This is a genomic window from Ruegeria sp. AA3 (assembly GCF_056542905.1).
Window position 1 is genome coordinate 1 of record NZ_JBQGAQ010000005.1, and the last position, 17047, is coordinate 17047.

The following is a 17047-nucleotide window of genomic DNA, read 5'->3' on the forward strand; positions in this document are numbered from 1 at the left end:
GAAAGATCAAAGAGGACAAATCGAAAAAATACGCTCCAACACCCAACCCCGGGGAAAGCTGCACGAACCTAGCCCGTTTCCACACAGCCTCCGGACATTGCTGACGTTAATGTCTGGAAATCAGAAGCCCGTTTACATAGACACCCGTTCGTGTCGAAGTATCAACTTTTTGCACGGCGGTTATCACTGCTCTGACGCTCTTGGCATCAGCATTCAGACCAAAGTCGATTGTGGTGAGAACAATAAATGGCCATGTTGTTCAACATGTTGCCGCGTTTGAAACACGTGTTGTCTCAATCTACCCTCTCAATGAGGTTCTTTGCTTTCGGCTTTATTGTTATGTTGGGCGCTGCTCTCGTACTGGGATCATGGGCCAGCAAGCGAATTGAAGCCGGTGTCACAGAAAACTACGGCGCGGCGGCAGCGCTTTATTTTGAAAGCCTCATTCCGCAACTTTCATTCCTGCAAACCACTTCTGAGTCATTCTCTGAGGACAATAAAGACGAGTTGCGTCGGGTGTTCATCGATGGTGCACTCCAAGCACAGGTTGTTACTTACAAAGTGTGGGCGCGGGATGGGACTGTTCTCGCTTCGTATGATCCATTGCTAGAAGACCGAAAATTTCAGATCTCTGCTGCGCTGGCGGAAGCCTGGCAAGGGCACGTTGCCGCTGAGTACGAAGTGATTCAATTGCGTGATTTGGCGGATGTTGCATCAATAGAATTGCCGTTGCTTGGCGTCTACGTGCCGATCCGCAATATCGCAAACGGCGAAGTTGTCACCGTTATCGAATTTTATCGTCGCGCTGAGGATCTGCTCGACGATCTCGTGCAAGCGCGCAGACAAACGTGGTACATGGTTTCAGCGGTGTTTCTCGTCAGCGGTGTGCTGCTGTTTGGCATAGTTCATGCAGGAAGCCGTCTGATCGAGAGACAGCGCAAAGTTCTATTGCAGCAACTGAACAAGAACAAAGACCTTAAAGAACGCGTAACAGCGGCAGCGACGCGTTCGACATCTCAGGCAGACCGCGTCATGCAACGGATCGGGTTAGATTTGCATGACGGGGTTGCGCAACATTTGTCCCTTCTGGCTTTGCGTCTCGAAGGGGCCGGTATCAATGACACGGAAGACGCCGCGACGATCCGAGACGCTCTAGCGAATGCAATGACAGAACTTCGCGCGATCTCACGCGGGCTTGCACTTCCGGACATTGACGTCCTGACACCCGCGGAAACGGTCAGAAGAGCCGTTAGTGACCACAATAAGGCTTTTGGAGCTGAAGTGAAATTCGAAGCGAAAGACCACCCGCCCATTCAGGCAGAGGCTCCTATGAAACTTGCACTGTACCGGGTGACTCAGGAATTGCTGGCCAATACTCACAAACATTCAAAGGCGGCGATGGTCACGGTGACATATCAGCAGTCGGCAACCGAAGTAACGGTCACTGTTTCAGATGATGGCGTCGGTTTCGTGGCCGACAATCCCATCCTCCAGGAAGCTGGCGGGCAAGGATTGTTCGGCATACGCGACAGATTGCTTCCTTTGGGGGGGCGCCTCGAAGTTCAATCGCAACCCGAGCATGGGACAACTGCCGTCTTCACCTTACCACAAGGTGGAGCACGCTCATGACAACAACTGTTCTCGTTGCAGATGATCACCCGATCTTTCGGGATGGTCTGGTGAAGAGCCTTGAGGAACATGGAACATTTTCGGTTGTTGGAGTGGCCGCATCCGCAACTGAAGCGATCAAGCTCGCAGCATCTTTGAAGCCCGATATAGCTTTGCTCGATTTGTCGATGCCAGGCAGCGGGTTGTCAGCGATTGCGCAGATTGCATCTCAGAATCTTGCGAAACATGTCGCAATGCTGACCGTTTCCGAAGACGGTGAAAACGTCTCGGAGGCTCTCCGTCTTGGGGCCAAAGCATATATCTTAAAGGGCGTGTCCGCCCGAGAGTTGCGAGCAATCCTCAGCGACGTTGCCAATGGTGAGACACATGTTACCCCAAGTTTGGCGGCAAAGATGTTGACTTTCATGACAAAGGAACAGAATGCCGCTTCACCCTTGGATGACCTGACCAAAAGGGAGGAAGACATTTTACGACTAGTCGCAACAGGTCAGAGCAACAGAGAGGTCGCCGACGCTCTCGGGCTTCAGGAAAAAACCGTGAAACACTACATGACCACTATCCTTGAAAAACTCCACGCGCGAAATCGGGTAGAAGCAGCGCTTATCGCCCACAAAGCGTTCGAGCGCCAAAACGACGAATAAGGTCAGCCTTTCTTCGATTTTTTTGAGAATGTCGCGTTAAATGCAATAGTGATCCGCTCGTCATCTGCGGTATTCGGGTAGACCCAGTGTACCAGGTATGAGGGAAACAGGACCATCTCGCCTGGTTGCGGCTTCAGACTTTTCTTCAGATTGAAAGCTGATGCCTTCAGGATACGCCAGTTCGGCAGGTCACTGCGCGGATCCAGAAACTCGATGCGGCCAGCATTCTCATCATCAACTTCTGGCTGGGATACATAGTACACACCGGACCAATGCGCACCTGGGTGCGTATGCGGCGCATTGAAAGCGCCAACAGGATTGATGTTCATCCAAGCAAACAGTTTTAGATCAAGGGTATCGGGGTCGACTTTACTGATACGCCGTGTGGATTGGAGAACTGCTGTCTCCACCATGACCGACATAAACGAAAAGCATTGAGCTTTTTCATTGAGTAAATTGCCTTTCGAATGCCAGCCGCCTCTGTTTGACTTTGCAGTACCATCACTCTGATCGCATAGGCGTTTCCCCTCTTTGATCAATTCGGTATTAACGGTCTCGTATCCTTTGACCTCAAAGGAAAATAGTGGCGTCGAGAACAGCTTTTCATACTTGGTCTGTTCAATCAGTGTCATGGCCGCAGTTTCTTTTGAATTGCGGAAACTCGCGCAATGAACGCTGGCATCCGTCACGTTGAAATCTTTAAGCTACTATCCAGAGACGACAATCATCGATCGTCACTGTCGCCTTCGTCGCTGTCGCTCTCGTCGCCTTCGTCGCTATCGCTCTCATCGCCTTCGTCGCCTTCGTCACTATCGCTCTCATCGCCTTCGTCGCTGTCGCTCTCATCACCTTCGTCGCTGTCGCTCTCATCGCCTTCGTCGCTGTCGCTCTCATCGCCTTCGTCGCTGTCGCTCTCATCACCTTCGTCGCTGTCGCTCTCGTCGCCTTCGTCGCTGTCGCGCTCGTCATCGTCGCGCTCATCGTCGTCCGACTCGTCATCACGTTCGTCATCCTGCGAGACCTGAATTTCTGGTGCGGATACGAGACCATCGCCGTCAAGATCACTACGATTAATGATACCTCTGGCACCACGACGCCCGAACGCCTCTTCCAGCTCCTCAAATGAAAGTTGCCGGTCTCCGTTCGTATCAATAGAGCTGAAAGTGCGCGACTGAGCCAGCAAGGGACCTGTGGCAACCGCACAAAGTGAAGTGGTCATAAGTAGGTGGGAAAGCTTCATCGGGGTTCTCCATGGCTGTTTGTGGGTAGTTTGAACCATCTTGCGGAGGGCAACGATAAGCGAACGTCTGACGGATTTTCAGACCATAGTCTGAGCATGCGAAGCCTAATTTCTCCGAAAGCTGACTTTCGCCAACGTGTAGATATACTGAACTTTGGGCTCGTTGTAGACATCGGAGGCAGTGCAGCATGTGCTCAGGATCGTTTCAGGGCCCGATTGCGGGCGGCCCTAAGCTGAACTTGGCCTGGGCTCCAAGCCGCTGCGGCGCGTCCGTCGAACCGGTCACTCACTGCACACGCACAGACACATTGCGGCCGAACCGCTGGCGAACTTTCATGCTACAACAGACGCTGCGGATCGAGTTATCCCCTGCGCCAAAATTTGGTCGAGGTATTCTACCACAAGATTTTTCCATCTTTCATTTGTGAATAGACTTTTGGGCAACAACCCTTCGACCGTATCCAATGCTGCGAAGATCGCCAACGCGTCAGTTGCGCCTGCCAGCACTTGATGTATTTCCTGCTCTCTTGGATCACGAAGTTTGTAGCGACTTCCGTCTTCGTTTTTCCCCAATAAGTAGCGGAACCAGACCGCTGTCGCGAATGCATAAGTTTGGGTGGGTGCACCTTTCTCCAGCGCTTCTATAGCGGGTTCGAATATACGTTGGGGCATTTTCAGGCTGCCATCCATCGCGATTTGGTAGGTTGAATGCTGAATGTTTGAATTCTCGAAGCGTTCGATCAGCTTGTGGGAGTACATCGTATAGTTAACTCCGTTCAGCGGCGTCAAATTCGCGCTAAGCTCAGCCAAATGAAGTTGCAGGAGCATTCGCAACTCGGCAGTTTTCATGCAATCGCTGATGGTCTTTATTCCAGCCACATGTCCGGCGTAAGCCAACAGTGAATGAGACCCATTCAGCATTCGCAGTTTCATCTTTTCATAGGGCGCTACGTCTTCAACGAATGTTGCCCCAGCTGTTTCCCAGGTAGGTCGGCCGTGTTGGAAATTATCCTCTATAACCCATTGGCTGAACGGCTCTGTCTGAACGGGAGCCGCATCAAATATTCCCGCTGCTTCCCTGGTCTCTTCGAGTATGTCATCTGTCGCTTCGGGCGTTATTCTGTCCACCATCGTCGATGGAAATGTCACGTTTTCTTCGATCCAATCAGAAAGATGCAGATCAATCCTGTCCGAGAAATCCAGCACGACTTGTTTTGTTATTTCACCATTGTTGGGAAGGTTGTCGCAGCTCAGAACTGTAAACCCGTTCATTCCCAGCTTTCGTCGCTCGCTCAGCGCCTTAACAATTAGGCCGGGAACGCTGATCGGTTGATCAAACTCTGCAAGATCGTGACAGATTGCTTCGTTATTCAGGTCAAGTCCCCGATCGCGTGAGGCATAGCAATAACCTTTTTCAGTCACTGTCAGGCTGACGATTTTGACCTTTGGTGAGGTCAGCAGCGCCATGATTTCAGCGCGCTGATTGCGAAGCGCTAAAGCCGAGGAAATACTGCCTATGATCCGAGCGTTGGTCTGACCAGGCGCTTTTTCAAGCAGGGTATAAAGGCCATTTTGTTCGGCCAGATTTCGTGCCGCTTCGGTAGAGCGCATACTGACAGCAGCTATGCGCCAGTCTCCACCGCATGCTGCCAGCGCTGTGTCGGTGTAAGCCGCCTGATGCGCGCGGTGGAACGCCCCAAGCCCGATGTGGGCAATTCCCGTTCCGTGAGCGGAGGGATCGTACTTGGGGCGTTCCACGTTGCGGCGGGCGTTTGGGAGTGAACGCCCGTCCAACCGCCGGTCAGAGGCGGGTTTCATATGAAATTCCATCAATCAGACCTCGTAGTTCTGCCAGACCTTTTAGGCGTCCTATCGCGGGGTAGCCCGGATGCGCCTTGCGGGTCAGATCATCCAGAATGTCCTGACCATGATCGGGTCTAAACGGAATCGAATGATCCGCGCGGGCAGTAGACTTGCGGCGCTTTTCTTCGCGCAGAATTGCGGCAACCAGATTCGGCATGTTCAGATCACCATTCAAGTGTTCGGACTCGTGAAATGATCCGAACACGCCATCATGCTCTCTGCGGACGTTGCGCAGATGCAGGAAATGCACCCTGCCACCCAATCGATCCATCATGCCGGGCAGATCATTGTCGGACCGGGCGCCTAACGACCCGGAACATAGCGTGATTCCGTTGGCCGGAATATCAACCGATTCGATCAGGCGTCTGTAATCGGCCTCCGTTGACATGATCCGGGGCAGGCCCAGTAACGGTACTGGTGGATCATCGGGGTGACAGCAGAGCCGCAGCCCCAGTTTCTGCGCAACTGGCGCGATTTCTTCAAGGAAATCTGTTTGATTGCGTGCGAGTTGATCGTGATCGAAAGCAGCATAAATCGCCAACTGCTCCTTTATGTCGTTGAGGCTGAAATTCTCCGCAGCGCCCGGCAGACCGCAAACGATATTGTCGACGAGGCGCCTTTTGAATGTGTCGTTTGTCGACTGGAACCGGTGCTGAGCCTCTGTGACAAGCTCGTCGTCATGTTCTTCGGATGCGCCGTGACGTTTCAATATGAGGACATCAAACATGATGTAATCAATAAGGTCGAATCGCATACAGGTGGCGCCTGTATCCAACTCATACGCGAGGTCCGTTCTGGTCCAATCGAGAAGTGGCATGAAGTTGTAGCAGATGACTTTAATGCCAGCTAAGGCGATGTTTTCAAGGCTTGTTTTGTAGTATTCGATATGTTCGCGCCAGTTGCCTGTCTGCCTTTTGATATCCTCTGATACAGGCAGGCTTTCGACAACAGACCATCTGAGCGGCCGCTGCGCACGTACGGAGTTCTCAGCAATGTAATCCCGGCGCTCGGTAATTTCGGATAGCGGCCAGATAACTCCGGGCGGAATGTGGTGAAGGGCTGTGACAATCCCTGATGCACCCGCCTGTGTGACATCGCTTAAAGAGACCTGATCCTGTGGACCGAACCATCTCCAAGTCTCCTGCATTGCGTCTTCCTCCTAAGTTCTTACGGTTGCTTTGTCTGCCATTGGCGGCGGTCTGTCAACATTCTTGTTGACTTGTATGGAAGAATGTAAGAAACAACACGTAGGAGGACAACGTGGTGCATGAAGTCGTTATCAATGATGCTTTCGATCGCGATGTGGCGATAACGCCGCAGATTTATCGGATATTGCGCGAGCGGATCATCAAGAACGATCTGCCTCCGGGTTCCAAGCTGTCAGAGCCAGAGCTTGCGCGGCACTATGAAATCAGCCGCCAGCCCGTGCGCGAGACTTTCATAAAGCTTTCAGAGGAAGGGCTTGTGATCGTGCGTCCCCAACGGAAGACGCAGGTCACGAAAATCGACTTCCCGACTGTGATGCAGTCCAGATTCGTTCGCGAAGCTGTCGAGGCCGATATTGTCTCGGAACTGGCGGCATCAACCGACGAGGCGTTGATCAAAGAGCTTCGCAGTCAGCTAATGAACCAGTTGAAGGTCGCCAAAACATCGCGCCCGGACTTCATCAACGAGGATATGAAATTTCACCGTACGCTGGCGGAGGCGGCCGGAAAAGAGATCGCCTGGAAGTTTCTGGAAGGGCTCAACAGTCAAATGGACCGGGTTCGTTTCCTAAGCTTGGGGCAATTCCCGGCCGAACAACTGGTCGAAGAGCACAAGAAAATCGTGGATCAGATCGAACGACAGGACGCGCCGCAGGCCTCAGTCGCCATGCGTGAGCACCTGAGGCGCCTGATCAATGATCTGCCAAAAATCGTTCGCGAGAACAAAGAATTCTTTGATCGGTTCGACCCCGAATTGATCGACGAATAGTCACCAATAAGGAGGATAAAATGGTGTTTAAGCTCAAAAATCTGGTGGTCGCAGGGCTGCTATCTCAACTACTCGGCGGGGCAGCGGCTGCGCAGGAGGTTACCCTGAAGCTAGGCCATCTGGCCAATGAGCAAAACGCCTGGCACCTTGCTGCTGTGAAATTTGGCGAAGAGCTTAACGCGTTGACCGACGGGCGCATTGCTGTGGAAATCTTCCCCAATGAATCACTGGGTAAGGAAATCGACCTGATCAATGGCATGCAATTGGGCACAGTCGATATGACGATCACCGGCGAAAGCCTGCAGAACTGGGCCCCGATGGCCGCCCTGCTGGCGGTACCCTACGCCTATGCCTCGACTGAACATATGGACGAGGTCGCCGGTGGTGAAATCGGCGATCAGATCGAAGCGCAGATCGTCGAAAAAGCGCAAATTCGACCGATTGCATACTTTGCTCGCGGGCCGCGCAACCTGACATCAAACCGCCCGATCGCGCATCCCGATGACCTGAATGGACAAAAAATGCGCGTTCCCAACGTTCCGCTTTTTGTCGACGTTTGGAATGCACTTGGCGCCAACCCGACCCCCATGGCATTTTCGGAAGTCTTTACCTCGCTGCAGAACGGCACAATCGGATCGCAGGAAAACCCGCTCGCCCTGATCCGCTCAGCCAATTTCAATGAAGTCCAAAGCCACGTGAATCTGACGCAGCACGTTCGCTCGTGGATCTATCTGACGATTGCTGAGTCCACCTGGCAATCGCTCAGCGAAGAAGACCAGGCCCATGTGATGGAGGCAGCAGCGCGTGCTCAGGCCTATGAGCGCGGATTGCTGGAGACCAGCCTCGCAGAAGACCGGGCGCATCTTGAGGCAAACGGCATGACCTTCGTCGAAGTCGACGGCGCGGCCTATGCGGCAAGGGCGAAAGACGCTGTGTTGGCCAACGTCAATGATGAGATCAAGCCGATCGTAGAAGAGCTGTTCAACAGCCAGAACTAAGTCATCAGGCAATACATCTGCCGTTGGTGCGATCAGCGGCAGATGTTTTTAAGGGAGGGACAAAGCCGTGCTGAAACATGTCCATAAATACATGACATCGATATGCAGGATCGGCGCGCTGGCTGCCTTCTCGGTTCTGATTATCGCTGTACTCACTCAGGTGATCGGCCGCACCATCGGCAACTCACCGGTCTGGACCGAAGAGTTGACCCGCTTTGCCCTGATTTACCTGACTGCTTTTGGCACCGGTGTTGCTCTGATGACCGGCGATCTGGTGAATGTTGATGTCATCTGTGATGCGCTTCCCGGAGATCTGCCAAGAAAACTGAGAATGCTGGCGTCTGCCGCGACTGCCATTCTCAGCATCGCGCTCATTCCCGGGGCCATGAAATACGTAAAGATTGGCACAATGCAGAGCTCTCCTGCGCTGGCGCTGCCGATGGAATTCATACATTTCAGTGTGTTGCTGCTTCTCGGACTGCTCGCCGCCTTCGCAGTTCTGCGCTTCGTCCTTGATTGGGCAAATATCAAATACCGCCCGCAGGGTGTCAGTGGAGCAGAACAATAATGGAAGTCTTCGTCCTTTTCTCGGTTTTCATCGCCGGTCTGATGGTTGGCATCCCCGTTGCCATCACTCTCGGCCTGTCTTCGATGGCCTATCTGCTGCTTGCGGACATACCACTGGTTGTCATGCCGCAAAAAATCTACGCAGGTATGGATGTCTTTGTGCTGCTGAGTATCCCGGGCTTCATTCTAGCTGGGAATCTGATGAACAATGGCGGGATTACCGAACGCATCATCCGGTTTGCGAATGCGCTTGTCGGTTGGGTGCGCGGTGGTTTGGGCCTGACCAATATCGGTGCCTCCATGCTGTTCGGAGGAATCACGGGAACAGCCGTAGCTGATGCGGCCTCGATCGGTGGAGTAATGATACCCGGCATGAAAAAAGCTGGATACCCGGCAGATTTTTCAGCTGCGGTCACCGCCGCGTCTTCGACCGTGGGCCCCATCATCCCGCCAAGCGTTCCGATGATCATCGTCGGTGCCTTATCCGGTATTTCAGTCGGTAAGATGTTCCTCGCCGGGGCAGTTCCGGGTCTTCTGATGGGCTTGGGCATGATGGTAACGTGTTACCTCATATCCGCACGTAAAAGGTTTCCGCGGCAAGAATGGCAGGGGTTCGGTGAAATCGGAAAAGCGTTTGGAGGTGCATTCTGGGCCCTCGCCATGACCGGGATCATTCTCTATGGGCTGCTTAGTGGCATTGCGACACCAACAGAAACTGCCATCGTTGCCAGCATTTATGCCTTCATAGTCGGTGCGTTCGTCTATCGCGAACTGCCTGTCAGAATGGTGCCCAAGATCATCACCGACAGCGCCATCTCCGCCGCAGCAATTCTGGCTTTGGTCGGATTTGCCAATGTGTTCGGATGGATACTTGTTTCTGAACGCATCCCCCAAGCTATTGCCTCGGGCGTGCTGACGATCACTGACAACCCCATTCTGGTCATTCTGATCATCAACATCCTGTTGTTGTTTGTTGGCATGTTCATGGAGACAATCGCAGCGCTGATTATCCTATTCGTACCGCTCCTGTCCCTCGCCACTGCCGTGGGCATCGAACCTTTGCACTTTGCGACGTTTGCGGTTCTCAACCTGATGATCGGTCTTACGACGCCTCCGGTCGGTGTGTGCCTGTTCGTCTGCGCGGGGATTGCCAAGCTGCCACTTACTCCGGTGGTTCGTGCAATCTTTCCGTTCTTGCTGAGCAATCTGATCGTGTTGCTTATGGTCTCCTACATTCCTGCGCTGGCCACGTGGCTGCCCAATCAAATCCTTCCGTAAGGCTGTCTCATGGAAACGCGAATTTGCCGACTACATGCGGCGCATGACTTGAGAATCGAATCTCAGCCCGTGTTTGGCCCCGGTCCGGATGATGTGCAGATCGCGGTTGGTGCCGGAGGTATCTGCGGCTCGGACCTGCATTATTTTCACGACGGTGGCATTGGGCAGGTCAGGGTACGTGAACCGATCATTGTCGGGCACGAGGCCGCCGGAAATGTGCTTGAAGTCGGCGAAAAAGTGGCTGAATTCGCCGCTGGCGATCTGGTCGCGATCAACCCAAGCCTACCCTGTGGGCAATGCCATTATTGCAAAAAAGAAGAGTTCAACCACTGCACAGAGATGCGATTTATGGGTTCTGCCTACCGCATGCCACACGAACAGGGCATGTTTCGCGATTTCCTGACTGTGCCAGCCGCGCGCGTGCACCGTTTCACCAATCCGATACCCGTCAACCGAGCCGCTTGCGCGGAACCTCTTGCTGTATGTCTTCATGCCGAAGCACAGGCTGATTGTCTTCACGGAAGGCGCGTTCTGATCACCGGTGCGGGTCCCATCGGCGCGCTGATGACATCGGTCGTTGGCCGGAAGAACCCACGCGAATTGATCGTAACGGACCTTCACGATTATCCTCTGTCTGTCGCAAAAACGATGGGGGCGTTCGAAACGATCAACGTTGCGTATCGGCCAAAGGCATTGGAGTCTTTCCGTCAGAACAAAGGGCAGTTTGATGTGGTGTTCGAATGCACCGGGTCGCCTGCGGCTATTGCCGATGCCATGACCATGCTCAGACCGCGCGGAACCATGGTTCTGGTTGGCGTTGCCGGTGAGATCAGCCTGGCCTTGAATGTCATCGTAAGCAAAGAGATCCGAATGCTTGGAACTCACAGGTTTCACCCCGAATTCGCCAAGGCCGTCAAGCTGATCGACAGTGACGAAATCAATGTCGATCCCATCATTAGCCGATCCTTCAACATCGAAGACGCCACCGCGGCGTTCGAATTTGCCGGGGACAGAACACAGGCCATCAAGGTCCATCTAACTTTTGAAGAGGGGCGCAACTCATGAGCGGGTTAAAAATTGCTTGTGTAGGTGAGGCGATGCTTGAATTGCAGGTATCCTCGGTCCCCGGCCCAGCTCAAGTCGGAGTGGCAGGAGACGTTCTCAACACAGCGATTTACCTGCGACGTATGCTGCCTCGGGAACATAGCGTAAGCTTTGTCAGCCTTTTAGGGGATGATCGCCTATCCGATGATATTGTCAGGTTCGTAGCCGCGCAGGATATCGACACCTCTCAATTAAGCCAATTGAGCAACAAGCTTCCCGGGGCATATGCAATCACCACGGATGATACCGGTGAACGCAGCTTTCAGTACTGGCGGGAAAATTCAGCAGCGCGGCAGCTGTTTCAAACAGATAGCGCTCCATCTTTTGCTATGTTGGCCGGTTTCGACCTTGTCTATCTTTCTGCCATTACTCTGGCAATCTTGCCTAATGACATCCGGCTTGGCCTTCTTGATTGGTTAAACACCTACCGATCTCGAGGAGGGCTGTTTGCCTTCGATTCAAATTATCGTCCCAAACTCTGGGAATCGGAAAACGTCGCACGGCAAATAAGCGAGGCGGCGTGGCGAATTTGTGATATTGCCTTGCCCTCTATAGACGATGAACTGGCCCTGTTCGGAGAAGTCGGCGAAACGGATGTCCTTGCCCGGTTCAGTGGCTACACCAATTGTGTGGGGGCGTTGAAGCGGGGCTTCCTGGGGCCAAAGTCCATCAACGAGCTCACGGATTTTTCGGATTTTGAACCGGCGCGAAACGTTGTGGATACCACAGCAGCAGGCGATGGGTTCAATGGCGGGTATTTGGCGGCAAAGCTGTCGGGCCGCCCTCAGGCCGAAGCGCTTAAGCAAGGTCACGAACTAGCCAGCAGAATTGTTGGATTTAGAGGTGCTATCATTCCGATTTAGAGTTTGTAGCGGTCGGCGCGGCCCAGAGCTGTACCTGAGCACGGTCCTCAAATGTTGCGGGCGCAGCTTGCATTCCAGACTTTGGCTACAACCGCAAAATCGCAATCAGTTTGGAGGTAGGAACCGCGGACTTGGCCGCCGTTCGATGCTTCGTGGCGAATGGCTGATTTATCGCGTCGATGCCATCAGGGCGCTGCCGCCGAGAAGGCATGACCCTCCGGCGTAGCCCATCGACTTCCGTGCCCGCAGGCTTTTGAGCTGCCGCCGTGCTTGGGCCGCCAACAGAGCATATCCAAACAGGACCGAAAAAACGACCATGCAAGAGGTTGCCATCAGGATCAGAAACTGGGGCGTCATTGGGAGCTCAGGGTTCATGAACTGCGCCAAAAAGGCCATGTAGAACATGATGGCCTTGGGATTGAGTATCCCGGTCAAGAATCCTGCTCGCAAACTAGCGGATCGGTGTCCGACCAATCCTATGTCTTTCAGATCGTCTTCGCGAAGTTGGCGTGCGGCTTTGATTTGGGTGTATCCCAGCCACGCCATGTAGGCCACACCTGCCCATTTCAGTACAAAGAACGCCTCGCTCGACGCTGCCAGAATGACACCAAGACCTGCATAGGATGCTGTCATGACGATCACCCCGCCACAGACATCTCCCACGACGCAGTATGCCGCAGCTTTCAATCCACGCGATAGTGTTTGGCCAAGTACCATGAATACACTTGGACCCGGAATGAGGGAAATGACCACTGTGGCCGCCACATAGGCCAACCAGGTTTCAATATTCATTCTATCAACTCCAATCTTTGGTATTGTGGTTGTCGTGCCTTGGCTTGGTGGCAGAGCCAAAATTCCTGCCCCCAGGATAACGAATATGCCAATTAATACGACGATGCCCGGTTAATCGTTGAAGAACAATGCCCCCAAAGGACCGTTTTTTGTGCTTAGGCTCCATGGCGGCTCTGCGGAAAAAGCAGCTTGTGTAGGCTAGTTCTGAAGGTCCGATTTCCATCGGGAGGTCGGTTCGGCGAAGTCAGTAAATTGTGGTTGCCAACCAATGGCTGACTTCAATTTCCGCGCCGACATTTGCTGATCGAGGGTCGGGCCTTTTGCCCACGCACCGTTCACCTCAGTTTGTTCTTGGTGCCTGCAGAGTTGCTGGCAACACTAAGTGTCAACACTCTATTTTTCAATCCGCCTGCGTATTACGGTTCAGTTTAAAGGTGCGGAGTGTGCTCTTGTTGTCAATACTAGAGACATATATAATTTCAATGCCTTAGCTGATCCGGCGCGCTTTCACTAATGCCAACGTTGGACAAGTGATCTGTTGGGAATACAGCCATGGTGGGCCCAGTACCGTCTGGTAGTTCAGCTCACTGTTCGAGCCCCTACAACACACACCGGCAATTCCTGATCCGCAGGCTGGCCTCGCTTAGTCGGGCTTGGACTAGCAGTGAGCGGAAAAAGCGGACATGCGAAGCTGTACAAGGAAAGTCCGCTCAACCTCAAACACGGTCGTCAAACATCCCTTAAGAGACGGCCTGCAATGCGACCCTTCCCAGTTTGTCAGCAAGAAAATCTGCTGCGAGAGAAACATGTGCCTCACATGCTCCTGAATGATGAACAGATATCACGACTTCAGACAGCGGAGGGAAGCCAGCTTGCCCGTCAATAATCCTGAGCCCGCTAGGTATGACGGAAGCTTCCATCGCAGATACTGACGAGCCGTCCATAAGGGCCTTTTCCATCAATCCTATGCTGCGAGTTGAATAGGCGACGCGCCACGGGCGGTTGATGCATTTCAATGCGTCCAGGGCAATTTCTCTGCAAACGCAGCCTGTCGGGAAGAGTACAAGGGAGAGTGGCGCATCAGGATCATCAATGAAATCTGGCGCGGCGACCCAATGAAGCGGTTCATATCGCGCGATCTGTCCCCCAACTGACTCGGGGCGGTGCGTAGCGACGACTAAATCAAGCTGTCCCTGCTTCATCAAGGACAGCAGGTCGCTGGCATTGTCACATGTGACTTCAAGCTCCAACCGGGCGTGTTCCTTTCTCAGCGCCGACAGTAAAGGCGGAAGCAAGTAAGTCGCGTAATCATCAGGTGCTCCGATTCTGATCAGCCCTTCTGCTTCGGGGCGCCGGAGATGCGACAACGCCTCGTCATTTGCACCAAGAATACGGTTTGCATAAACCAGCAAGGCCTCGCCGGTCTGTGTGATGGTCACGGATTGGCGGCTGCGCTCGAAAAGGCGTTTCTCCACGATCTCTTCGAGACGTTTGATCTGAAGGCTGACAGCCGACTGTGTGCGCCCAATAGCATGTGCGGCTTGGGTGAAATTGCGATGGGCTGCGACAGCGACGAAGGATCGCAGCAGGTCGATTTCGAGGTCGCGTTTCATAGCTCAAGATTTAAATAACTCATCATGATAATCAATATTATTCGTTTCTATGATCAATAGACTGGAGCTACGGTCGCCATAGGAGGCCCATGCAATGCTCGGTTTATTCGCTCAGTTTATGTTCGTAGCAACACGTGTAACACCTTCTGTTAACGCAACCAAAGGATACGATTGGCATTCATCACCAGGCCCAGTGGGAGACCAAAACAGAAAAGAGAGTTGAACAACAACATGCAAAGCATCGACATCAGCAACCTCAAAACACGGACAGGTACGGTCGAACGTGTCTGGCAGATCGAAATTCAAGCTACATCTGAAGATGTAGACAAAATTATCGACAGTGTGATGGAGGTCGATCCGCTAGTCTACGGCCGATACAAGCGTAATGCCTTTGTGAGTGCCACAGGCAGTGAAACCTACCTGCCGGAAGAAAACTCAACCAGCGCCGTGCATCTGGGGGCTGCAAACAAAGTTCAAACGTTCCCCGGCGTTCTGATCATCATTTCAATTGAGCAAAACCCTGAAATCCTAGCATGTGTTTTGGATGCGATACGTGATGTTCACCATTACGAAGAACCGTTGATCTTCATCAAAGACTGTTGGGCCAGTCGTGCCAGCTATGACCCGCACAACTCGAACCCCAATCGTTGGTGGAATCGCGACAAAGCTAGTGCAGATACCTGACATTCAAACGAATGCGGCAGATTGCAGCGATGAGTTTCAATCCGACGTAGTGTGACTCGCCGTTCGTGCGCGCCGCAGCATTGGTTACTTTGGGCTCTTTAGCGCCTTTTTCTGCACGTTGAACAAAGGCCCGTTTCGGCCACAAAGGAAATTTCTTCTGCCAAAAAGGAAGAACTTTGGGTGGCGGATCATGAGGAGATGTGGAACGTCACCAATCTTTGACTCAATCGGCCACCAAAACCTCAAGAAACACGTAAATCGCGTCTTTCAATTCTGACCCAAACGTCAAGCATTTCTGACCCAGAACGAGCAGCGGCCCTTCGTCGGAGATACGGCGAAGGCGCCGAAAACACCCGATCCAGACATTACAAAATTCTTCTACACACACTTACAGAGCGCTTTAAATCGCGACGGCAAAAACGGCTGACTTTGGATCGCGGCGAGGCAAGTGGTTTTCAAATCGCAAACAGCCGTGGCTGGTTTGTGAAACGGATTGTATTCATCGGCGAATCGCCGGAATAGAATTTCAACGTTTCACGTCAGACGGCCACGAAATGTCTCGCGCTGGTCCTGCTGCTTTGCGAGTTATGTTGATCTAACACGCTGTTTTTTCATTGTTACTCACATCGATGGCAGGATTTCTTGCCAGATTATGGCCCGAATGGTAAAAAAATGGAAACGTTTCCATCGGGAGGGTGGAATTTGCGCCAACCGGCCACAATCAAAGATGTAGCTCAAAAAGCCGGCTGCGGCGTAGCAACGGTGAGCCGCGTTTTGAACAAGACCGGACCAGCCAGCGCGGACATGCGTGATCGGGTTATGGCGGCTGTGCGAGAGCTTGATTTCCAGTTCAGCGAGGTGGGTCGCTCGCTTCAAAGCAGTACCACCCGAACCATCGGTTGCGTAGTTCCCTCAATTGCCAACCCGGTTTACGCCGATGCCGTTCAGGGTGCACAGGACGTGTTCTTGCCCGCCGGATATCAAACGCTGCTCATCTGCACGAACTACGATACCGAGATCGAGACACAGGCGATCCGAACGCTGATTGCCAAACATGTCGATGGCCTCGTACTGACTGTCAGTGATCCAAAAACAAGCGAAGCTCTGGCCTTCATTGAAAGCCGGCAGGTGCCGCATTGCCTTCTGTTCAACATGGCGCCGGCCAATCACAAGAGCTGGTCTGTGCACGATCAAGCTGCGGCCGGTAGGGTCGCGGATGCCTTTTTCGAGAACAACCATGAGCAAACCGGATTCCTCGCGCTCAAATTCCTGAGCTCGGACCGCGCGCGGCAACGTTACAACGGGTTCGTTGAAGGATGTGCCCGCAACGGAATGCACGAACCCGCGTTGCTGGAAATTGACGAAAGCAATGAAGATTTGACCGACTTGCTCCGCACGTTCCTACAGGACAACCCGAGCATAACCGGAATTTTTGCATCTAACGACTTTCTGGCCCTGGCGGCCATGCGTAGCGCTCGCGAGCTTTCCCTTGACGTTCCCGGAGATCTTTCGATCGTTGGTTTTGACGGCATCGGGTTCGGATCGATGGTCATGCCAAGTCTGGCAACAATCGTTACTGATCCCCGGATGCTAGGGAGCGGTGCGGGCGCGACTGTGCTTTCCATGATTAACGGTTCGGCGGCGCCACAAATGCCCAGCCCAGACCAGACGTTCCATTTCCGCGCCGGTGGCAGCCTTGCTCCTCTGGTTGCAGAAGGCAAAGACGACGGGAAGGTTGCCGCCTTCCCGTCGTCAAATAATCCAACCAGCAAGAAGTCTAAATCCAACAGGAGAGATTAAA

At 53.1% G+C, this 17047-nt stretch carries 16 protein-coding genes and 1 pseudogene; 11 read left to right on the top strand and 6 right to left on the bottom strand.

Annotation, left to right across the window (positions count from 1 at the left end):
* The first annotated feature begins 309 nt into the window (after nucleotides 1-309).
* A complete protein-coding gene (locus tag ACR0JR_RS10095; protein ID WP_480456045.1) occupies nucleotides 310-1629 on the top strand; it encodes a sensor histidine kinase in 1320 nt (439 codons plus the stop codon).
* Nucleotides 1626-2270 carry a response regulator gene (locus tag ACR0JR_RS10100; RefSeq protein WP_480456046.1) on the top strand — a complete coding sequence of 215 codons (645 nt, stop codon included), beginning with the start codon at nucleotides 1626-1628 and terminating at the stop codon, nucleotides 2268-2270. Before ACR0JR_RS10095 ends, ACR0JR_RS10100 begins: the two co-directional genes overlap by 4 nt.
* A gap of 2 nt (nucleotides 2271-2272) precedes the next feature.
* Here ACR0JR_RS10100 and ACR0JR_RS10105 read toward each other — a convergent pair whose 3' ends face one another.
* The 4 genes from ACR0JR_RS10105 to uxuA all read right to left on the bottom strand — a co-directional run bounded on the left by ACR0JR_RS10105 (nucleotide 2273) and on the right by uxuA (nucleotide 6520).
* Nucleotides 2273-2902, bottom strand: a complete 630-nt coding sequence (locus tag ACR0JR_RS10105; protein WP_480456047.1) for a 2OG-Fe(II) oxygenase family protein — start codon at nucleotides 2900-2902, stop codon at nucleotides 2273-2275.
* Between the two features lie 92 nt (nucleotides 2903-2994).
* Nucleotides 2995-3510 carry an EF-hand domain-containing protein gene (locus ACR0JR_RS10110; RefSeq protein ID WP_480456048.1) on the bottom strand — a complete coding sequence of 172 codons (516 nt, stop codon included), beginning with the start codon at nucleotides 3508-3510 and terminating at the stop codon, nucleotides 2995-2997.
* A gap of 333 nt (nucleotides 3511-3843) precedes the next feature.
* Nucleotides 3844-5340, bottom strand: coding sequence for a mannitol dehydrogenase family protein (locus ACR0JR_RS10115; RefSeq protein WP_480456049.1), 1497 nt, complete (start codon nucleotides 5338-5340; stop codon nucleotides 3844-3846).
* The gene (gene uxuA, locus ACR0JR_RS10120; protein WP_480456050.1) at nucleotides 5312-6520 is read right to left on the bottom strand and encodes a mannonate dehydratase; all 1209 of its coding nucleotides are present in this window, start codon (nucleotides 6518-6520) and stop codon (nucleotides 5312-5314) included. The genes ACR0JR_RS10115 and uxuA overlap by 29 nt, the downstream gene beginning before the upstream one ends.
* 116 nt (nucleotides 6521-6636) lie before the next feature.
* Between uxuA and ACR0JR_RS10125 the strand changes: the two genes are divergently transcribed.
* The 6 genes from ACR0JR_RS10125 to ACR0JR_RS10150 all read left to right on the top strand — a co-directional run bounded on the left by ACR0JR_RS10125 (nucleotide 6637) and on the right by ACR0JR_RS10150 (nucleotide 12157).
* On the top strand, nucleotides 6637-7347 hold the full coding sequence (locus ACR0JR_RS10125) for a GntR family transcriptional regulator (RefSeq protein WP_480456051.1): 711 nt from the start codon (nucleotides 6637-6639) through the stop codon (nucleotides 7345-7347).
* 20 nt (nucleotides 7348-7367) lie between these two features.
* Nucleotides 7368-8345 carry a TRAP transporter substrate-binding protein gene (locus ACR0JR_RS10130; RefSeq protein ID WP_480456052.1) on the top strand — a complete coding sequence of 326 codons (978 nt, stop codon included), beginning with the start codon at nucleotides 7368-7370 and terminating at the stop codon, nucleotides 8343-8345.
* 67 nt (nucleotides 8346-8412) lie between these two features.
* Nucleotides 8413-8913: a TRAP transporter small permease gene (locus tag ACR0JR_RS10135; protein WP_480456053.1), complete on the top strand. Its 501-nt coding sequence runs from the start codon at nucleotides 8413-8415 to the stop codon at nucleotides 8911-8913.
* The gene (locus tag ACR0JR_RS10140) at nucleotides 8913-10190 is read left to right on the top strand and encodes a TRAP transporter large permease (RefSeq protein ID WP_480456054.1); all 1278 of its coding nucleotides are present in this window, start codon (nucleotides 8913-8915) and stop codon (nucleotides 10188-10190) included. Before ACR0JR_RS10135 ends, ACR0JR_RS10140 begins: the two co-directional genes overlap by 1 nt.
* A 48-nt stretch (nucleotides 10191-10238) precedes the next feature.
* Nucleotides 10239-11255, top strand: a complete 1017-nt coding sequence (locus tag ACR0JR_RS10145; RefSeq protein WP_480456055.1) for an L-idonate 5-dehydrogenase — start codon at nucleotides 10239-10241, stop codon at nucleotides 11253-11255.
* Nucleotides 11252-12157, top strand: a complete 906-nt coding sequence (locus ACR0JR_RS10150; protein ID WP_480456056.1) for a sugar kinase — start codon at nucleotides 11252-11254, stop codon at nucleotides 12155-12157. Before ACR0JR_RS10145 ends, ACR0JR_RS10150 begins: the two co-directional genes overlap by 4 nt.
* Nucleotides 12158-12325: 168 nt before the next feature.
* On the opposite strand, the gene ACR0JR_RS10155 is transcribed toward ACR0JR_RS10150, so the two are convergent.
* On the bottom strand, nucleotides 12326-12949 hold the full coding sequence (locus ACR0JR_RS10155; protein ID WP_480456057.1) for a LysE family translocator: 624 nt from the start codon (nucleotides 12947-12949) through the stop codon (nucleotides 12326-12328).
* A 740-nt stretch (nucleotides 12950-13689) separates the two neighbouring features.
* Nucleotides 13690-14562, bottom strand: a complete 873-nt coding sequence (locus tag ACR0JR_RS10160; protein WP_480456058.1) for a LysR substrate-binding domain-containing protein — start codon at nucleotides 14560-14562, stop codon at nucleotides 13690-13692.
* A 231-nt stretch (nucleotides 14563-14793) separates the two neighbouring features.
* On the opposite strand from ACR0JR_RS10160, the gene ACR0JR_RS10165 reads away from it, so the two are divergent.
* The 3 genes and pseudogenes from ACR0JR_RS10165 (at nucleotide 14794) to ACR0JR_RS10175 (ending at nucleotide 17046) form a co-directional block, all read left to right on the top strand.
* Nucleotides 14794-15246 carry a hypothetical protein gene (locus tag ACR0JR_RS10165; RefSeq protein ID WP_480456059.1) on the top strand — a complete coding sequence of 151 codons (453 nt, stop codon included), beginning with the start codon at nucleotides 14794-14796 and terminating at the stop codon, nucleotides 15244-15246.
* A gap of 672 nt (nucleotides 15247-15918) precedes the next feature.
* Nucleotides 15919-16035 (top strand): annotated as a pseudogene (locus ACR0JR_RS10170) (LacI family DNA-binding transcriptional regulator); the annotation flags it as partial.
* A 15-nt stretch (nucleotides 16036-16050) separates the two neighbouring features.
* Nucleotides 16051-17046, top strand: coding sequence for a substrate-binding domain-containing protein (locus ACR0JR_RS10175; protein ID WP_480456275.1), 996 nt, complete (start codon nucleotides 16051-16053; stop codon nucleotides 17044-17046).
* Nucleotide 17047: the final 1 nt, after the last annotated feature.

Coding starts and splice junctions, on each gene's coding strand:
- ACR0JR_RS10115 (WP_480456049.1), bottom strand. CDS start 5,340: ATGGAATTTCATATGAAACCCGCCTCTGACCGGCGGTTGGACGGGCGT.
- ACR0JR_RS10160 (WP_480456058.1), bottom strand. CDS start 14,562: ATGAAACGCGACCTCGAAATCGACCTGCTGCGATCCTTCGTCGCTGTC.
- ACR0JR_RS10110 (WP_480456048.1), bottom strand. CDS start 3,510: ATGAAGCTTTCCCACCTACTTATGACCACTTCACTTTGTGCGGTTGCC.
- ACR0JR_RS10095 (WP_480456045.1), top strand. CDS start 310: ATGAGGTTCTTTGCTTTCGGCTTTATTGTTATGTTGGGCGCTGCTCTC.
- ACR0JR_RS10100 (WP_480456046.1), top strand. CDS start 1,626: ATGACAACAACTGTTCTCGTTGCAGATGATCACCCGATCTTTCGGGAT.
- ACR0JR_RS10150 (WP_480456056.1), top strand. CDS start 11,252: ATGAGCGGGTTAAAAATTGCTTGTGTAGGTGAGGCGATGCTTGAATTG.
- ACR0JR_RS10175 (WP_480456275.1), top strand. CDS start 16,051: ATGCGTGATCGGGTTATGGCGGCTGTGCGAGAGCTTGATTTCCAGTTC.
- ACR0JR_RS10155 (WP_480456057.1), bottom strand. CDS start 12,949: ATGAATATTGAAACCTGGTTGGCCTATGTGGCGGCCACAGTGGTCATT.
- ACR0JR_RS10165 (WP_480456059.1), top strand. CDS start 14,794: ATGCAAAGCATCGACATCAGCAACCTCAAAACACGGACAGGTACGGTC.
- uxuA (WP_480456050.1), bottom strand. CDS start 6,520: ATGCAGGAGACTTGGAGATGGTTCGGTCCACAGGATCAGGTCTCTTTA.
- ACR0JR_RS10140 (WP_480456054.1), top strand. CDS start 8,913: ATGGAAGTCTTCGTCCTTTTCTCGGTTTTCATCGCCGGTCTGATGGTT.
- ACR0JR_RS10130 (WP_480456052.1), top strand. CDS start 7,368: ATGGTGTTTAAGCTCAAAAATCTGGTGGTCGCAGGGCTGCTATCTCAA.
- ACR0JR_RS10105 (WP_480456047.1), bottom strand. CDS start 2,902: ATGACACTGATTGAACAGACCAAGTATGAAAAGCTGTTCTCGACGCCA.